Consider the following 15,331-nt stretch of genomic DNA (forward strand, 5'->3'; position numbering starts at 1 on the left):
ACTCACACCGCCGCAGGGGTTTTCGTCAACTGGGACAACAACTTCGTGCACCAGTCGAGCAGTTCCTGATCCCGCAGCACCGGCGCACCCATCCGGCCGCCTGCCGGCCCTTCGGTCGGTTTCGGCACTGACACCGTGTTGGTGATCGCCTTGTACATCGCCTTGGGGTACAAGCGTTTCAGCCGCACCAGCTGCGAGTCCATCAACGGCAGCGGGGCGAACCGGATCGTGTTGCCCTGCACCGCGACCTCCGTGACACCGGCGGCCCGGCAAGTGTGCCGGAACGCCGCGACCGCGAGCAGCCGGGTGACCGGGGCGGGCGGCTGGCCGTAGCGGTCGACCAGTTCCTCGCGCACCGCGTCGAGGGCCGCCGTGTCCGGAGCCGACGCGATCTTGCGGTACGCCTCCAGCCGCAGCCGTTCGCCGGGGACGTAGTCGTGCGGGATGTGCGCGTCCACCGGCAGGTCGACGCGGACTTCGGCCAGTTCCTCGTCCTCCGAGGGCTCCGCACCCGCGTGCCGCCGGAACGCTTCGACCGCTTCGCCGACGAGGCGCACGTACAGGTCGAACCCGACGCCCGCGATGTGCCCGGACTGTTCCGCGCCGAGGATGTTGCCCGCGCCGCGGATTTCCAGGTCCTTCATCGCGACCGCCATGCCCGCGCCGAGTTCGGTGTTCTGTGCGATGGTGGCCAGCCGGTCGTGCGCGGTCTCGGTGAGCGGAGCTTCCGGCGGGTACAGGAAGTACGCGTATCCGCGCTCGCGGCCACGCCCGACGCGGCCGCGCAGCTGGTGCAACTGCGCGAGCCCGAGCATGTCGCCGCGTTCCACGATCAGCGTGTTGGCGTTGGAGATGTCCAGGCCGGTCTCGACGATCGTGGTGCAGACGAGGACGTCGTACTCGTTCTCCCAGAAACCCTGGATGATCTTTTCGAGCTTGTCCTCGTTCATCTGCCCGTGCGCGGTGACGACGCGCGCCTCCGGCACCAGCTCGCGGATCCGTTTCGCCGCCTTCTCGATCGACGACACCCGGTTGTGCACGTAGAACACCTGGCCGTCGCGCAGCAGCTCGCGCCGGACTGCGGCGCCGACCTGCTTGTCGTCGTACGCGCCGACATAGGTCAGGATCGGGTGCCGGTCTTCCGGCGGGGTGAGGATGGTCGACATCTCGCGGATGCCCGCCAGCGACATCTCCAGCGTGCGCGGGATCGGCGTCGCGGACATGGTGAGCACGTCCACGTGCGTGCGCAGCGCCTTGATGTGTTCCTTGTGCTCCACGCCGAACCGCTGTTCCTCGTCCACGATCACGAGGCCGAGGTCCTTGTAGCGGATGCCGGTCTGCAGCAGCCGGTGCGTGCCGATGACGATGTCGACCTCGCCTTCGGCGAGCTGTTCGAGGGTCCGGTCCGATTCGGCCTTGTGCGTGAACCGCGAAAGGCCCTTGATGGTGACCGGGAACGACCGCATGCGCTCGGTGAAGGTGTTCAGGTGCTGCTGCGCGAGCAGCGTGGTCGGCACGAGCACGGCCACCTGTTTGCCGTCCTGCACCGCCTTGAACGCCGCGCGCACCGCGATCTCGGTCTTGCCGTAGCCGACGTCGCCGCAGATCACGCGGTCCATCGGGACGCCGCGCTCCATGTCCGACTTGACCTCGTCGATGGCCGCGAGCTGGTCGTTGGTCTCGGTGAACGGGAAGGCGTCTTCCAGCTCGGACTGCCACGGCGTGTCCTGGCCGAACGCGTGGCCGGGCGCGGCCTGGCGGGCGGCGTAGAGCTGCACCAGTTCGGCGGCGATCTCCTTGACCGCTTTTTTGGCGCGCGCCTTGGTGTTCTTCCAGTCCGAGCCGCCGAGCTTGTTGAGCGTGGGCAGCTCGCCGCCGACGTAGCGGGACACCTCGTCGAGCTGGTCGGTGGGCACGAACAGCCGGTCGCCGGGCTGGCCGCGCTTGGACGAGGCGTACTCCAGCAGCAGGTACTCGCGGGTGGCGCCGGCGACCGTGCGCTGCACCATTTCCACGAACCGGCCGATGCCGTGCTGGTCGTGCACCACGTAGTCGCCCGCCTTGAGCGCCAGCGGGTCGACCGCGCCGCGGCGGCGCGACGGCATCTTGGCGTTCAAGTCCTTTGTGGACGAGCCAGCGGTGGCGCCGCGGCCGGTCAGGTCCGCCTCGGACAGCACCACGAGCGCGCGCTCCGGCGAGACGAAGCCCTCCGCGAGCCCGCCGCAGGTGACCGTGACGACCCCGGCGGGCGGCACGTCGGCGAGCACTTCGGCGTGCTTCGCCGGGACCTCGGCCGCCATCAGCTGCTCGACCGCGCGGCTGGCGGTGCCCTGCCCGGCGACGACGAGCACGCCGGTGCCGCCGGACGCGAGGTGCGCGCGCAGGTCGGTCATCGCGCGTTCCAGCTCGCCCCGGTAGGCGGGGGCTGGCTCGATGGCTACGCGGTAGACGTCCGGGTCTTCGCTGGTCAGCTGGGTGAGCGTCCACCACGGGCGCTTGGTGTCCTGCGCGTGCGCGGCGATCTCGGACAGATCGCGGTACGCCGACGCGCCGAGGTCGATCGGGGCCTGTCCGCCCGCCGCGGCGGTGGTCCAGGAGGCTTCGAGGAACTCCTGTCCGGTTCGGACGAGGTCGGCCGCGCGGGCACGGATCTTCTCCGGATCGGCCAGCAGCACGTGGCTGCCTTGCGGCATCGCGTCGGTGAGCAGGGCCAGCTCGCCCTCGCAGAGCACCGGGATGAGCGCCTCCATGCCCTCGACCGGGATGCCGTCGGACAGCTTGGTGAGCATTTCGGCCAGGTGCGCGTCGGCCTCGTACGTGGTGGCCAGCTCGGCCGCGCGCGTCTTGACTTCCGGCGTGAGCAGCAGCTCTCGGCACGGCGGCGCGGTGACCCGCTGGATCTCGCCGGGGAGCGAGCGCTGGTCGGACACCGCGAACGCGCGGATCTCGCTGACCTCGTCGCCCCAGAACTCGACGCGGACCGGATGCTGCGCGGTGGGCCCGAACAGGTCGAGGATGCCGCCGCGGACCGCGAACTCGCCGCGCTTCTCGACCATGTCCACGCGCGTGTACGCCAGCTCGACCAGCCGTTCGAGCAGGTCCTCGAAGCTCTGCTCCTCGCCGACGACCAGGTCGATCGGCGCGAGCGAACCGAGCCCGGGAGCCATCGGCTGGATGAGGCTGCGCACAGTCGAGACCACGACCCGCAGCTCGTCGTCGCCGGCGTGCAGGCGGTGCAGCACTTCCAGCCGCCGCCCGACCGTGTCCGCGCGCGGCGAAAGGCGCTCGTGCGGCAGCGTCTCCCAGGACGGGAAGTCGGCCACGCGGCCGGGCCCGAGCAGCGCGCTGAGCGAAGCGGTCAGCTCGTCGGCCTCCCGCCCGGTGGCGGTGACGGCCAGCACCGGACGGCCCGCGCCGCCGCGCTCGGGGTCTTCGGCCAGCGCGGCGGCCACGAGCTGCCGTACGGCGACAGCGCCTTGCAGTTCGAGCAGCGGGGCGCCGGCGCGCTCGACAACGCCGCGCAGCGCCGGGTCGGGAAGGATGGTTTGGAGGAGTCCGGACAGTACAGCGTCGGTCACCATCCCAGCCTACGTCGCGGCACCGACAGGTTTCCGCTCCCCGGCGATCACCTCCGCCAACAGGGGCAGCTGCCGCTCGACCGCACCGGGTTCCAGCGAGCCGACGCGCAGCAGCACGTGCTCCGCTCCGGCCTCGGCGTATCGGCGCACGGTCGCCGCGACCTCCGAGACCGGGCCGGTCACGGTCGCCTGGACGGTGCTGATCTGCGCCAGCGACCGTTGATAAGTCGCCTGCGCGTAGTCCTCCAGGACGCGCTGACCTCGGCGCGGATCGGGGTCGACGTAGGCCGTCAGGAACAGCGATGGGGTGACCGTGCGATCAGTGGCGGCGCGGATCGTCGCGAGGCCGGACGCGTAATCCGCAGGGTCCGGCGGGTACGGGAGCCAGCCGTCGTAACGCAGAGCGGTGCGGCGTAGCGCGGCTGGCGTCGCGCCGCCCAGCCAGATCGGCGGGCCGCCAACACGCGCGGGCCGAACGGCTGGCGGCAGCCAGTCGTAGTTCAGCACCTTGCCGTGGAACGAGCGCGGCTGCCCGGTCCACAGCTCACGCCAGAGCGTGACGACGTCGTCCAGATGCGAGAACCTCGTCCGGAAATCGACCCCGGCCAGGTCGAACTCCCGCTCGCTGAAACCGGGGAAACCCGCGCCGACGCCGACTGCCAGCCGTCCTTCGGAGATCAGGTCGACCGAGGCCAGCGTCATCGCCGTCTGCACCGGGTTGCGGTGTGCGGGCAGCAGCACAGCGGTCCCGACGGTGACGCGCTCGGTCGCCTGCGCGACCGCGGTGAGCAGGGTGAGCGGTTCGATCCGCGGCCGGGAAAGCGAGTCACCGGCCCAGATCGACGCGAAGCCGAGCCGTTCGGCTTCGCGGGCTAACGCGACGAGGGCACGCGGGGTGCCGCCTGCTTCGAGCTGCGCCTGTCCGGCGGGAAGAAGAAGTCCGAATTCCACGCCGTCGACGATCCAGCTCAGCCCGGTGTACCGGCAATTCCCTGGAGGGAATGGCAAGCGGACGCGGAGACCGACAAGAATCGCGCAGGTGCCCACTTCGTTCGCCGACGCCTTGCGCGACGCCCGTTCCCGCCGCCGGCTCAGCCAGCTCGATCTCGCGCTGAAAGCCGGGACGACGCAACGCCACGTCAGCTTCATGGAACGCGGCCGTTCGCTCCCCGGACGCGGCATGGTGGTGCGCGTCGCCGAGGCGCTCGGCCTGCCGCTGCGCGAGCGCAACGCCTTGCTGCTGACCGCCGGATACGCGCCGGTCTATCCCGAAACGCGGCTGGACGACCCCGCGTTGACGCCGGTGCTGGAGTCGCTGCGCGCGTTGCTCGCCGGGCACGAGCCGTACCCGGCGCTGGTCGTGAATCGCTACGGCGATCTCGTCGCGGCGAACGACGGCTTCGATCTGCTCACCGAGGACGTCGCGACGGAGCTGCTCGAACCGCCGATCAACGTGCTGCGGCTGGCCTTGCACCCGCGCGGGATGGCACCGCGGATCCAGAACTTCGCCGATTGGGCGCAGCACGTGCTCGAACGCCCGCGCCGAGGTCTGGCTCACGGGCCCGATCCACGGCATCAGGCGTTGCTGGACGAACTCACCGGCTACCTGCCGACGCCTGGCGAACCGTCCGGCGACCACCTCGGTTTCGCTGTGCCGCTGCGACTGTCCAGCTCGGCGGGCGAACTGCGGCTGCTCACCGCGATCACGCAGTTCGCCACCGCAGTCGACGTAACGGTCGCCGAGCTGAGTCTCGAAACCTTCCTGCCCGCCGACGCTTCGACCGCGGAGCTGCTCAAGGCGCAACCCAACCGGTGACCTGACCCATCGTCAGCTCCACGCCCGCCCACAGCACCGCCGCGCACAGGCTTCCGATGAAGAAGCGTCGGTACGACAGTCCAGCAGAACCGGCGACACGCGGCACGAGAGTGCGTACGCCAGCGAGGCACCGCCCTAGGACGACTGCTGGCACGCCGTAACGCGCGACGGTCGCTTCGGCCTTGTCCCACTTCGCTTCGCCGATCCGCTGCCCTACGCGGGACCGACGCAGCCTCGGTCCCCACAGTCGACCTTCCCAGTACGCAAGCTGATCCCCCGCGAGCGCCGACGCGACGCAGACCGTGAGCGCTGGCCACAGCTGTAAAGTCCCGCGCTGCACAAGGAAACCCATGAGCAGCAAGGTGGACAGCGTCGGCAACACGATGCCGGGCAACAGCGCTGTCTCGGCCATGATCACCAGCGCGCAGATCAGGTAGACCAGCGGCGCGGGAGCCTCAAGAAGCGACTGAAGCAGGCTGTCCATAGCGGTCCAGTCCCGACCGCACCGGCAAAGCCGCGCGGTACACGTACGCCGGCGGCAGGTTCCGCCAAACCACACTGGTGCGTTCGACGACCGCGAAGCGGCTTCGCAGCAACCGTGCGAACCGACGTGCTGGCGGGGTCCAGGAGGTGTGCGCGTACGCGAAGGTGGTGAAGCGGCCTTGCGGGGAAAGCACCTCGCAGACGGAGTTCAGTACCGCAGCCTGTGGCGCGGCGTGCATGGCTGTCCACGGCAGGCCGGAGACGACCACGTCGACCGGCATCGTCACGTACGCAGCGACGTGTTCCGCAGAGCCCTCCGCAAGATTTAGCGACGGGAAGCGTTCGCGTAGCTCCTGTACGAGGTGCGTATTGATTTCCACCGCGGTGAAGTGCGCGTCGCGCTGAAGCATGCGAAGCAGTACTTCGGTGAACACTCCCGTTCCCGCCCCCAGTTCCACCACGCTGTGCGCGCTCTCGACGCCCAGCCCTGCCGTCATCACTCCGGCCAGCCGTGCAGAGCTGGCGGCGATCGCGCCGGTCCGCATCGGGTGTCGGAAGAACTCCCTGGTAATCGACATGTTTTCGACCGTAGGAAGCGCTTCGGTCGTCGCGGATCGGCTCGGGCGGCGGGAAAAGTCGTTCGCTCGGAGGACCACGGCCATCCTCCGGAACGACGCGCGCGACGACGATCTCGCGTTACGTTCGTTTCGTGCGGAGACTGGTTATGTGGGGGCGCAAGCAGCGTTGGTTGCTGGACTTGCCGCTGTACGCCGTCTTCATCACCTTCGGACCCAACATCGCGGATCAGCAGACCTGGCTGCTGCGCATGGTTTCGATGCTGTTTCTGCTCCCTCTGCTGGTGCGTCGCCGCTACCCGCGCACTGTCGCGCTCCTGATCCTCATCGGAGTAGCGCTCGTCTATACGAACGAGGTATGGGCGTATGACCGTGGCCGTAGCGACCTCGCGATGGCGGTGGTGCTGTACACGCTCGTCAAAGCCGGCGACAGATGGTTCATCGGCTTCGCGGTGGCTATCGCCGGCCTGGACGCCTTCTGGGGATTCACCTGGGGCACCAACACCCTGAACCCGACGCTCACCGTTATCGGCGCACTGCCGCTCTACCTGGCGGCCTGGGCTCTCGGCGCATTCTTCCGCACGAAGGAACAACTCGCCGAAGAAGAACGACTGAGAGCTGAACTGGCAGCGTCCGAGGAACAAGCGCGCAGTCGTGCTTCAGTCGCCGAAGAGCGCACAAGGATCGCGCGCGAGCTTCACGACGTACTCGCGCACAGCATGAGCGTGATCGTCCTGAACGCTGAAGGAGCGAAGCTCGCGCGCCACCACGACCCGGACGCTGTCGACCGTACGCTCGACACCATCAGCAAAACCGGCCGTTCCGCACTCGCCGAGCTTCGGCGACTGCTGGAAGTGATGCACGCCGGCGAACCCGCGCGCGCTCCGCAGCCGACACTCGACCAGTTGCGCACACTCGTCGCGCAGTCCGGCCGCGAAGTCACCCTCGAAGTCAACGGCGACATCGCCGACCTGCCCGCCGGTGTCGCGCTCCAGGCGTACCGCATCGTCCAGGAGGCATTGACCAACATGCTCAAACACGCGCCGCCGGACGCGACCGGCCGCGTCCGGGTCACCTTCGCCGGTCCGGAAATCCACGTCGAGGTCACCAACTCCGGCGGCCGCCAACCGGTCGCGGCGGGACTGCCCGGATCCGGGCGCGGGCTCACCGGCATGGCCCAGCGCGTCACGATGTACCACGGCAAGCTCGAAACCGGCGCGCTGCCGGACGGCGGCTACCGCGTCTCGGCCACGCTGCGGACGGACGCCGCATGACGTCCGTGCTGATCTGCGACGACCAGGAACTGGTGCGCGTCGGGCTGCGGATGATCGTCGACAGCCAGCCCGATCTGGAGGTGGTCGCCGAGGCGGGCGACGGTGCGGAAGCCGTCGAACTCGCCCGCGCGCGACGGCCGGACCTCGTGCTGATGGACGTCCGGATGCCGGTGCTCGACGGCGTCGCGGCCACCGCGCAGATCTGCGCCGAGCTGCCGGACACCTCGGTGCTGGTGATCACGACGTTCGACCTCGACGAGTACGCCTACTCCGCGCTTCGTGCCGGGGCCAGCGGATTCCTGGTCAAGGACGCGCCGTCGGACGAGATGCTGGTGGCGATCCGCGGCGTGCTGCGCGGCGACGCGATGGTGTCGCCATCGGTGACGAAACGCCTGCTCGACCGCTATCTCAGCGCGCACCGGACGCCGCTGGACGAGCAGAAACTGGAGACGCTGACCGAACGCGAGAAGGACGTGCTCGGCCTGATCGCCCGCGGATTGTCGAACACCGAGATCGCCGGGACGCTGTTCATCGGCGAGACGACGGTGAAGACGCACGTCGGACGGTTGCTGAACAAGCTCGGGCTGCGGGATCGGGTGCACGCGGTCGTGTTCGCGTATGAATCCGGATTGGTACGTCCCGGCGGCTGAATCGGGGCATGCTGGACCCATGCGTCTCGTCGCGTTGCTCGCCGCCGTTCTGGTGCTCGCCGCCTGCTCGGCCGCGCCAGCGAGTGTCCCGGCCCCAGCGAAGCCGGAGTCGGGCCGGTTCACCGTGCAGGAGGTCGCGGACGGCCTCGAACACGGCTGGGACATCGCCTTCCTGCCCGACTGGTCGCTGCTCGTGCCGCAGCGTCCCGGCAAGCTCGCGCTGATCCGCGACGGCCGGAAGACCGACGTGCGCGCCGATTTCTCCGATGTCCTCGTGCAGGGCGAAGGCGGTCTGATGGGCTTGGTCCTGGCGGCGGATTTCGCGAAGTCGCGCGAGTTCACCACCTGCCAGACGCACCAGGAGAACGGACGCGCGGTGGATGTCCGGCTCGTCACTTGGCGGCTCGCCGACGACGGAGCGAGCGCGGACAAGGTGCGCGATCTGCTGACCGGTCTGCCGGTGAACCCGAGCGGACGGCATTCCGGCTGCCGTCCGACGCTCGCTCCCGACTGCGCGCTGCTCGTCGGCACCGGCGACACGGCGCGGTCCACCGTGGCGCAGGACCGGCACAGCCTCGGCGGCAAGGTGCTGCGGATCGACGCGAAGACCGGGGAACCGTTGCCCGGCAACCCTTTCCTGTCGTCCGCGGACCCGAACGAACGCCGGATCTACACCTACGGCCACCGGAACGTGCAAGGCGTCGCGATCCGGCCGGGCACCGGGCAGGTGGTCACCTCCGAACACGGACCGGCGTTCGACGACGAGGTGAATCTCCTGCGGCCAGGCGGGAATTACGGCTGGGATCCGTCGAAGGGCGGCGCCGATCCCAGCTATGACGAGAGCGTGCCGATGACCGACAGCACCCGGTTCCCGGCCGCGATTCGTCCACTGTGGACCTCCGGCCAGATCACCGAGGCGACCAGCGGCGACGCGTTTCTCACCGGCAGACAATGGGGCGCGAACGAAGGCGCGCTGGTCGTGGTGGCACTGAAGGGACAGAAACTCCTGCTGCTGCACCTCGACGCCGCCGCGAAGGTCACCGGAGTCACGCTGCCCGCGGAATTCAACGACAAATTCGGCCGGTTGCGAGCCGCCCGGAGCGGCCCGGACGGCTCGCTGTACGTGACGACTTCCAACGGCAGCAACGACAAAGTCCTGCGCGTGACCCCGAGGTGAGATCAGCCGACGTACGCGCCGCCGTTCACGTGCACGACCTGCCCGGTGACGTGTCCGGCCCCCGGGGAAGCCAGGAAGCGCACCACCTCGGCGACATCGTCCGGTTTGCCCGCGCGTTTCGTCATCGTGTTCTCGACCAGCCGCTCCTGGCGTTCGGCGGAAAGCTTGCCGCGGAAGAATTCGGTGTCCACGATCAGCCCCGGCGCGACAATATTCGCGGTGATCCCCCGCTGACCGAATTGGCGCGCGGCTTCGGCATTCCACACCTCCACCGCGGCTTTCGCCCAGCCGTACGACTCCGCGCCGGTGTGCCCGGCGATCGAGCCGATGGTGACAATGCGGCCGTTGTCGGCCAGCCGTTGCCCCAATGCCGACGTCACGAACGCGGCGGAGAACAGATTCGCCCGGATGTTGGCCGTCCAGGCAGCGTCGAGCGCTTTCAGCCCCCGGCCGTCGGAACGCAGGAAATCCGTGTTGCCGCCAGCGTTGTTCACCAGCACGTCGACCCGTTCCGGCAACTGGTCGCACGCCGCCTCGACCGCCTCGGGATCGCTCGCGTCGAAGCTCACCGCACGCGCGCCGAGCAGCGTCGCCGCCTCGGTGAGCACGTCCTCGCGCCGTCCGGTGATCGTGACCCGATCACCGTCCCGGGCAAACGCCGCGGCGATCGCGTATCCGATTCCGGTACCGCCCCCGGTCACTACTACGTCCCGATTCATCCCCACATCCTTTATTGCTAAAGTACCTCTTGTGGACGACGGTACCGGCGGCGGGGAAAACCCGTCAAGCGACGAGGTGGACGAGATTCAGCGGGCGTGGCTGCGAGAGCGGCCGGGCACGCCGGTGTCGTCCATCGGCGTGATCACGCGGATCTGGCACATCGCGAAACTGCTGGAGGACGACCGGCGCGCGACCATGCTGGAACTCGGGATGGACGCCTCCACCCGCACGCTGCTCAGCACGCTGCGCCGGGCCGGGCCGCCGTACCGGCTCAGCGCGGGCGAACTCGCGAAACGCTGCCGGGTCAGCCCTGGCGCGATCTCCCAGCAGACCGCCCGCGCCGAACGTGACGGCCACGTCCGCCGGGTCAAGTCCACTTCGGACCGTCGCGGGGTGTACGTCGAACTGACCGAAGCCGGCCACGAGCTGATCGAGCGAACCGTCGGAGATCTGCTGGAGCACGAGGAAAACTTGGTGTCTTCGCTGTCCCTGGCGCAGCGCGAGCAGCTGGCCGATCTCCTGCGCATCCTGCTCGCGGACCTGGACCAGCGAGCGCGGAGGTAAGGTGGCTGACATGCCCACCATCGACAAAGTCGCCTGGCTGCACGTGGTCGACGGCCAGCTGCTCGCCGCGCGTTCCGCGGGCAAGGACACCTGGTACCTGCCCGGCGGGAAACGCGAGGAGGGCGAGTCGGACGTCGAGACGCTCGTCCGGGAGATCGCCGAGGAACTGAGCGTCACGCTGGATCTGGCGTCCGCGCAGCTGGCCGGGGCTTGGGAAGCACAGGCGCACGGCAAGGCGGACGGCGTCGTGGTGCGAATGACTTGCTACACCGCGGATTACACCGGCGAGCTGAAGCCGAGCAGCGAGATCGAGTCGTTCGGCTGGCTCGCCCACGCCGACCGCGACCGGGTGTCGGCGACAGTCCAGCTGATCCTCGATGACCTGCACGCCCAAGGAAAACTGGTCTGACGCCGCGCCTCGGGACGACGGTGCCCGGAGTCGCCGACGTCGAACGCGCGACGCGGGTTCTGGTCCGAAGCGCTCGGGCTCGTCGAGGACCCGGAATGGGCGAGTGAGACATGGCGGACCCTGGCGGCGCGCACGCACTTGGACTCGGAGCACAACGGGTCGACTCGGAGCATTACCCGCCCGAGCCGGACTTCGTGGTGCTCGCCGACCCGGACGAAAGCCTATTCTGCGTAGTCGATCTGAGCAACGCGCCGTCCGGCGGATAAGGATTCAGCCGAGCAGCCGGGGCTTGTTTTCCAGGTGCGACAACCCGTTCCAGGCCAGATTCACCAGATGCGCGGCGACCTCGTCGCGCTTCGGTTTGCGCGCGTCCAGCCACCATTGCCCGGTGAGCGCGACCATGCCGACGAGCGCCTGCGCGTAGAGCGCGGACAGCTTCTCCTCATACCCGCGCGCGGCGAACTGCTGCGCGAGGATGTGCTCGACCTGGCTGGCGATGTCGTTGAGGACAGTCGAAAAGGTGCCGGTGGAACTGGCGACCGGGGAATCGCGGACGAGAATGCGGAAACCGTCGTGGGAATCCTCGACGTAACTCAGCAACGCGACGGCGGCCTGCTCCAGCATCACCCGCGGATGTCCGCCGTGGAGCGTCGAGATCATCCGGTCGAGCAGCAGCTGCGTCTCCCGGTCGACGACGACGGCGTAAATGCCTTCCTTGCCGCCGAAGTGCTCGTAGACAACCGGTTTGGACACGTTCGCCCGCGCGGCGATCTCCTCGACCGAGGTGCCGTCGAAACCCTTCTCGGCGAACAACGCACGCGCCACGTTGAGCAGTTGCTGCCTGCGCTCGGTGCCCGTCATGCGCACCCGGGCGACCGGTGCGGCCGGCCGCGCGCCGGTGACCGCCGCTTCTCGTTTCGCCCGTCGTCTCGCCGCCATTCGCAGCAGGGTAGCGGGCTTGGCTCCGGCGGGCTTCAGGGAGCCGCGGCCGGCTCGGCCCGAACATGAACAAACCCCGCCGGACGACGGGGTTCATTCGAGAGTGTGTGCGCCGGGAATACTCAGCCCCGGCAAAGGAAAACCTACTTGGCCTCAGCCGCGATCCGGGCCAGCCGCTGCGGGGTCGGCCACCGCACGTCGTGCACCCAGCCGAACTTTTCGAAGATCCAGATCAGCCGCGCCGACATGTCGATCTGGCCTCGTTTGACGCCGTGCCGGGCCGAGGTCGGGTCGGCGTGGTGCAGGTTGTGCCAGGACTCGCCGAAGGAGAAGATCGCCAGCGGCCAGAAGTTCGCCGAACGGTCGCGGGCGGCGAACGGCCGCTCGCCGATCATGTGGCAGATCGAGTTGACCGACCAGGTCACGTGGTGCAGCACGCACACGCGGACCAGCCCCGCCCAGAAGAACGCGGTCACCGCGCCCCACAGCGACCACGAGATCAGTCCGCCGAGCAGCGCCGGGCCGAACAGGCTCACCACGGCCCACAGCCAGAACAGGTCGTCGACCTTGCGGATCGCCGGGTCCTTCACCAGATCCGGGGCGAACCGGGCCTGGTTGCTCGTGTCGCGATCGAACAGCCAGCCCATGTGCGCGTGCCAGAAACCCTTGGCGATGGCCAGCGGCGAGGTGCCGAAGGCCCACGGCGAGTGCGGATCCCCGTCGCGATCGGAGAACGCGTGGTGGCGCCGGTGGTCGGCCACCCAGGTGATCACCGGGCCTTGCAACGCGATGCTGCCCGCGATCGCCATCACGACGCGCAGCCACGGCTTGGCCTTGAACGAACCGTGGGTGAAGTAGCGGTGGTAGGCGACGGTGATGCCGAGCCCGCTGATGCCGTAGAAGACGACGAACAGCGCGACGTCCAGCCAGGTCAGACCCCAGCCCCAGGCGAACGGCACGGCGATCAGCAGTGCCACGAGCGGCATCAGGACGCCGAGGTACACCGAGACCTGGACGCCGACTGAACGCTGCCCCTCGGTGATCGGTTTGGGGCCCTTCGGCGGGCCTCCGGCTGACTGGGAACGGTCGAGGGTAGCCGTCATACGCACACTTCTTCCTCTGACAACACCCGCACAGAGGGTGCCCTTACCTACGGTGTCGTAAGTTACGGTACAGGAGGTTTCCGGCGCTGTGGAGGCCCGAAAAGTCCGATTGCCCGGTGCCCGGGACGGCCTTGTGGCGCACGCCTCCCCCTCCTGGCGCCCCCGTCCTCGATCATCGCTATCCTGACCAGGACCGATCCGCCGTAGTGTAATCGGCAGCACTTCAGATTTTGGTTCTGACAGTTCAGGTTCGAATCCTGGCGGCGGAGCTGCACATCCGGCGAGGGCGATGGGAGTGGGGGCGGCTGAGCGAGGAACCGAGCGACCCCGCGGGCGCCCGTCGCCCGACCCTGGTCGAGATGTCGGACGCGTGGCTGGTGGGGCGCGCGCGGGAACTCATCGCGGCCGTTCAGCGCCAGGAGCACGAAAACCAGCTCGAGATCGTCAAGATCATGGACGAGCTGCTCGAGGAGACCCTGCGCCGGGGAGAACCCACGCTCGTCGCCCAACTGCTGCGCGCCTCCGCTTTCTCCCGGCTCGTCACGCGCGGCCTCGCCGCCGAGGCCGAACCCCGGCTCGACGAGATGCTCGCGCACACCCGCCGGCACGGTCTGTCGCTGCTTCGCGCGGACGCGCACGCGCTGCGCGGACGCCGGCTCGTGCTCGCCGCGCAGGAGGACGCCGCGCTCACCGAGATCGCCCGCGCGCTCGCGATCCTCGACGACTCCACGATTCCGGACCGCCAGGTCGGCGTCCGCAACTGGAACCGCATGCAGTCGATGGCGCTCATCGACTGCTGGATAGTGCTCAACCAGCTCGGCGTCTACGAGGCCGCCGAAGAGGTGATCGGCCGCGCGCACCAGGCGATCCGGGAAAGCGCGAGCCCGCACGAAATCACCCTGCAGCTGATGAACCGGGTCAAGATGCTGCTCGGCTGGGGCCTTCGGCTCGAGCGGATCGAGCAGTACGACGAATCGGCGGAGAAGTTCCGCACCGCCGCGTCGATGGCGGTGGCCGCGGAGGGCCCGTTCGCCGAATCGCTGTTCCCGCGCAAGATCGGGGTGTCGGCGGTCGACCAGGTCGGCGTGCTGGCCGCGGCGCTCGCGCTGCACGACCCGGCCGCCGAACACGTCGAACGCCTGCAGGGCATGCATCTCGGCCACCACTACCCGCACGAGCAGGAGCTGGTCGCGATCGCGCTGGCCCGCTGTCTCGATCAGGCAGGCCGCCGCGGCGACGCGCTGCAGGTGCTGCGCGAGGTCCGTGACGTGCTGGCCGATGACGTCTCGCAGCCGTCGATGCGGCTCACCCTCTCCCGCGAACTCGCCCGGCTCGACCCGGAAGCGGCGAGCCAGTCGCTGATCGACTACGCGACCGCGCTGGAGACCGAAATGTGGGCGCTGCGCGAATCGCAGATCGCCACGCTGAACGCGCGCCGCGAGCATGAACGGCTGTCCGCCGAGCACGGCGCGATCACCCAGCAGGCGCTGCAGGATCCGCTCACCGGCTTGCCGAACCGGCGCGCGCTCGACGAACGGCTGCGCTCGCTGGCGTCGTCGGCGGACGCGCAGCCGCTCGCGGTCGCGCTGGTCGACCTCGACGGGTTCAAGGGCGTCAACGACAGGCAGTCGCACGCCGAGGGCGACAACGTTTTGCGTGTTGTCGCAAGCACTCTGCGCGACGCTCTGCGCGGCGACGACGTCGTTGCCCGCTACGGCGGCGACGAGTTCATCGTGCTGCTGCCCGGCGCGCCGGCGTCGGCGGCGAAGATGGCGCTCGGCCGCGCGGCCAAGTCGGTCGCGACGCTGCCTCATCACCTTTCGCACGGGGTGACGTTGTCCATTGGACTCGTGTCGCTGCGTCCGCAGGAGCGGGCCGAGCAGGTGCTCGCGCGCGCAGACGCGGCGATGTACGAAGCGAAACGCGGCGGTGGCAACCAGGTGGCGTCGGCCAACTCGATGGCGGGCGACGGCATGGGCGGCTGGCCTGGGGAAACGGCTCCGACCGACCCCGCGTGGAGCGCTGGGGACCCCACGTAGGATC

General features: G+C 69.1%; 15 protein-coding genes and 1 tRNA gene. 9 read left to right on the plus strand and 7 right to left on the minus strand.

The features are described from left to right. Window positions 1–2: 2 nt before the first annotated feature. Together mfd and ACZ7SW_RS37775 are read right to left on the minus strand one after the other, a co-directional pair. Complete coding sequence (gene mfd, locus ACZ7SW_RS37770; RefSeq protein WP_470235152.1) at window positions 3–3,581, minus strand: transcription-repair coupling factor; 3,579 nt, start codon at window positions 3,579–3,581, stop codon at window positions 3–5. Between the two features lie 6 nt (window positions 3,582–3,587). After that, window positions 3,588–4,529, minus strand: coding sequence for an LLM class flavin-dependent oxidoreductase (locus tag ACZ7SW_RS37775; RefSeq protein WP_470235153.1), 942 nt, complete (start codon window positions 4,527–4,529; stop codon window positions 3,588–3,590). 88 nt (window positions 4,530–4,617) lie between these two features. Between ACZ7SW_RS37775 and ACZ7SW_RS37780 the strand changes: the two genes are divergently transcribed. Further along, window positions 4,618–5,394, plus strand: a complete 777-nt coding sequence (locus tag ACZ7SW_RS37780) for an MmyB family transcriptional regulator (protein WP_470235154.1) — start codon at window positions 4,618–4,620, stop codon at window positions 5,392–5,394. Here the strand turns inward: ACZ7SW_RS37780 and ACZ7SW_RS37785 are convergent. Next, entirely contained in the window at window positions 5,372–5,878 is a 507-nt protein-coding gene (locus tag ACZ7SW_RS37785; protein WP_470235155.1) for a DedA family protein, read from the minus strand. The genes ACZ7SW_RS37780 and ACZ7SW_RS37785 overlap by 23 nt on opposite strands. Then, window positions 5,850–6,455: a class I SAM-dependent methyltransferase gene (locus tag ACZ7SW_RS37790; protein ID WP_470235156.1), complete on the minus strand. Its 606-nt coding sequence runs from the start codon at window positions 6,453–6,455 to the stop codon at window positions 5,850–5,852. The genes ACZ7SW_RS37785 and ACZ7SW_RS37790 overlap by 29 nt, the downstream gene beginning before the upstream one ends. 146 nt (window positions 6,456–6,601) lie before the next feature. Here ACZ7SW_RS37790 and ACZ7SW_RS37795 point away from each other — a divergent pair, with 146 nt between their 5' ends. The 3 genes from ACZ7SW_RS37795 to ACZ7SW_RS37805 are packed head-to-tail and all read left to right on the plus strand — an operon-like array spanning window position 6,602 to window position 9,553. Then, window positions 6,602–7,726 (plus strand): sensor histidine kinase, encoded by a 1,125-nt coding sequence (locus ACZ7SW_RS37795; protein WP_470235184.1) that lies wholly within the window; start codon window positions 6,602–6,604, stop codon window positions 7,724–7,726. Next, complete coding sequence (locus tag ACZ7SW_RS37800) at window positions 7,723–8,376, plus strand: response regulator (RefSeq protein ID WP_037820214.1); 654 nt, start codon at window positions 7,723–7,725, stop codon at window positions 8,374–8,376. Before ACZ7SW_RS37795 ends, ACZ7SW_RS37800 begins: the two co-directional genes overlap by 4 nt. Window positions 8,377–8,395: 19 nt before the next feature. Further along, window positions 8,396–9,553, plus strand: coding sequence for a PQQ-dependent sugar dehydrogenase (locus tag ACZ7SW_RS37805; protein ID WP_470235157.1), 1,158 nt, complete (start codon window positions 8,396–8,398; stop codon window positions 9,551–9,553). Between the two features lie 2 nt (window positions 9,554–9,555). Here the strand turns inward: ACZ7SW_RS37805 and ACZ7SW_RS37810 are convergent, their stop codons facing one another. After that, window positions 9,556–10,278, minus strand: a complete 723-nt coding sequence (locus ACZ7SW_RS37810; protein WP_470235158.1) for an SDR family NAD(P)-dependent oxidoreductase — start codon at window positions 10,276–10,278, stop codon at window positions 9,556–9,558. Window positions 10,279–10,303: 25 nt separating this feature from the next. Between ACZ7SW_RS37810 and ACZ7SW_RS37815 the strand changes: the two genes are divergently transcribed. From ACZ7SW_RS37815 to ACZ7SW_RS37825, 3 genes are all read left to right on the plus strand, one after another. Then, window positions 10,304–10,837: a MarR family winged helix-turn-helix transcriptional regulator gene (locus ACZ7SW_RS37815; protein ID WP_470235159.1), complete on the plus strand. Its 534-nt coding sequence runs from the start codon at window positions 10,304–10,306 to the stop codon at window positions 10,835–10,837. 10 nt (window positions 10,838–10,847) lie between these two features. Further along, window positions 10,848–11,246 carry an NUDIX hydrolase gene (locus ACZ7SW_RS37820; protein ID WP_470235160.1) on the plus strand — a complete coding sequence of 133 codons (399 nt, stop codon included), beginning with the start codon at window positions 10,848–10,850 and terminating at the stop codon, window positions 11,244–11,246. A 110-nt stretch (window positions 11,247–11,356) separates the two neighbouring features. Next, window positions 11,357–11,512, plus strand: a complete 156-nt coding sequence (locus tag ACZ7SW_RS37825; protein ID WP_470235161.1) for a VOC family protein — start codon at window positions 11,357–11,359, stop codon at window positions 11,510–11,512. 4 nt (window positions 11,513–11,516) lie between these two features. Here ACZ7SW_RS37825 and ACZ7SW_RS37830 read toward each other — a convergent pair whose 3' ends face one another. Continuing rightward, entirely contained in the window at window positions 11,517–12,107 is a 591-nt protein-coding gene (locus ACZ7SW_RS37830; protein ID WP_162834135.1) for a TetR/AcrR family transcriptional regulator, read from the minus strand. A gap of 221 nt (window positions 12,108–12,328) precedes the next feature. Continuing rightward, entirely contained in the window at window positions 12,329–13,288 is a 960-nt protein-coding gene (locus ACZ7SW_RS37835; protein ID WP_470235162.1) for an acyl-CoA desaturase, read from the minus strand. A 197-nt stretch (window positions 13,289–13,485) separates the two neighbouring features. Here ACZ7SW_RS37835 and ACZ7SW_RS37840 point away from each other — a divergent pair. Beyond that, window positions 13,486–13,557 (plus strand) — tRNA-Gln (locus ACZ7SW_RS37840). 90 nt (window positions 13,558–13,647) lie between these two features. Beyond that, window positions 13,648–15,327: a GGDEF domain-containing protein gene (locus ACZ7SW_RS37845; protein ID WP_470235163.1), complete on the plus strand. Its 1,680-nt coding sequence runs from the start codon at window positions 13,648–13,650 to the stop codon at window positions 15,325–15,327. Window positions 15,328–15,331 lie beyond the last annotated feature (4 nt).

The sequence above is a fragment of the Amycolatopsis sp. NPDC114484 genome (assembly GCF_055633755.1).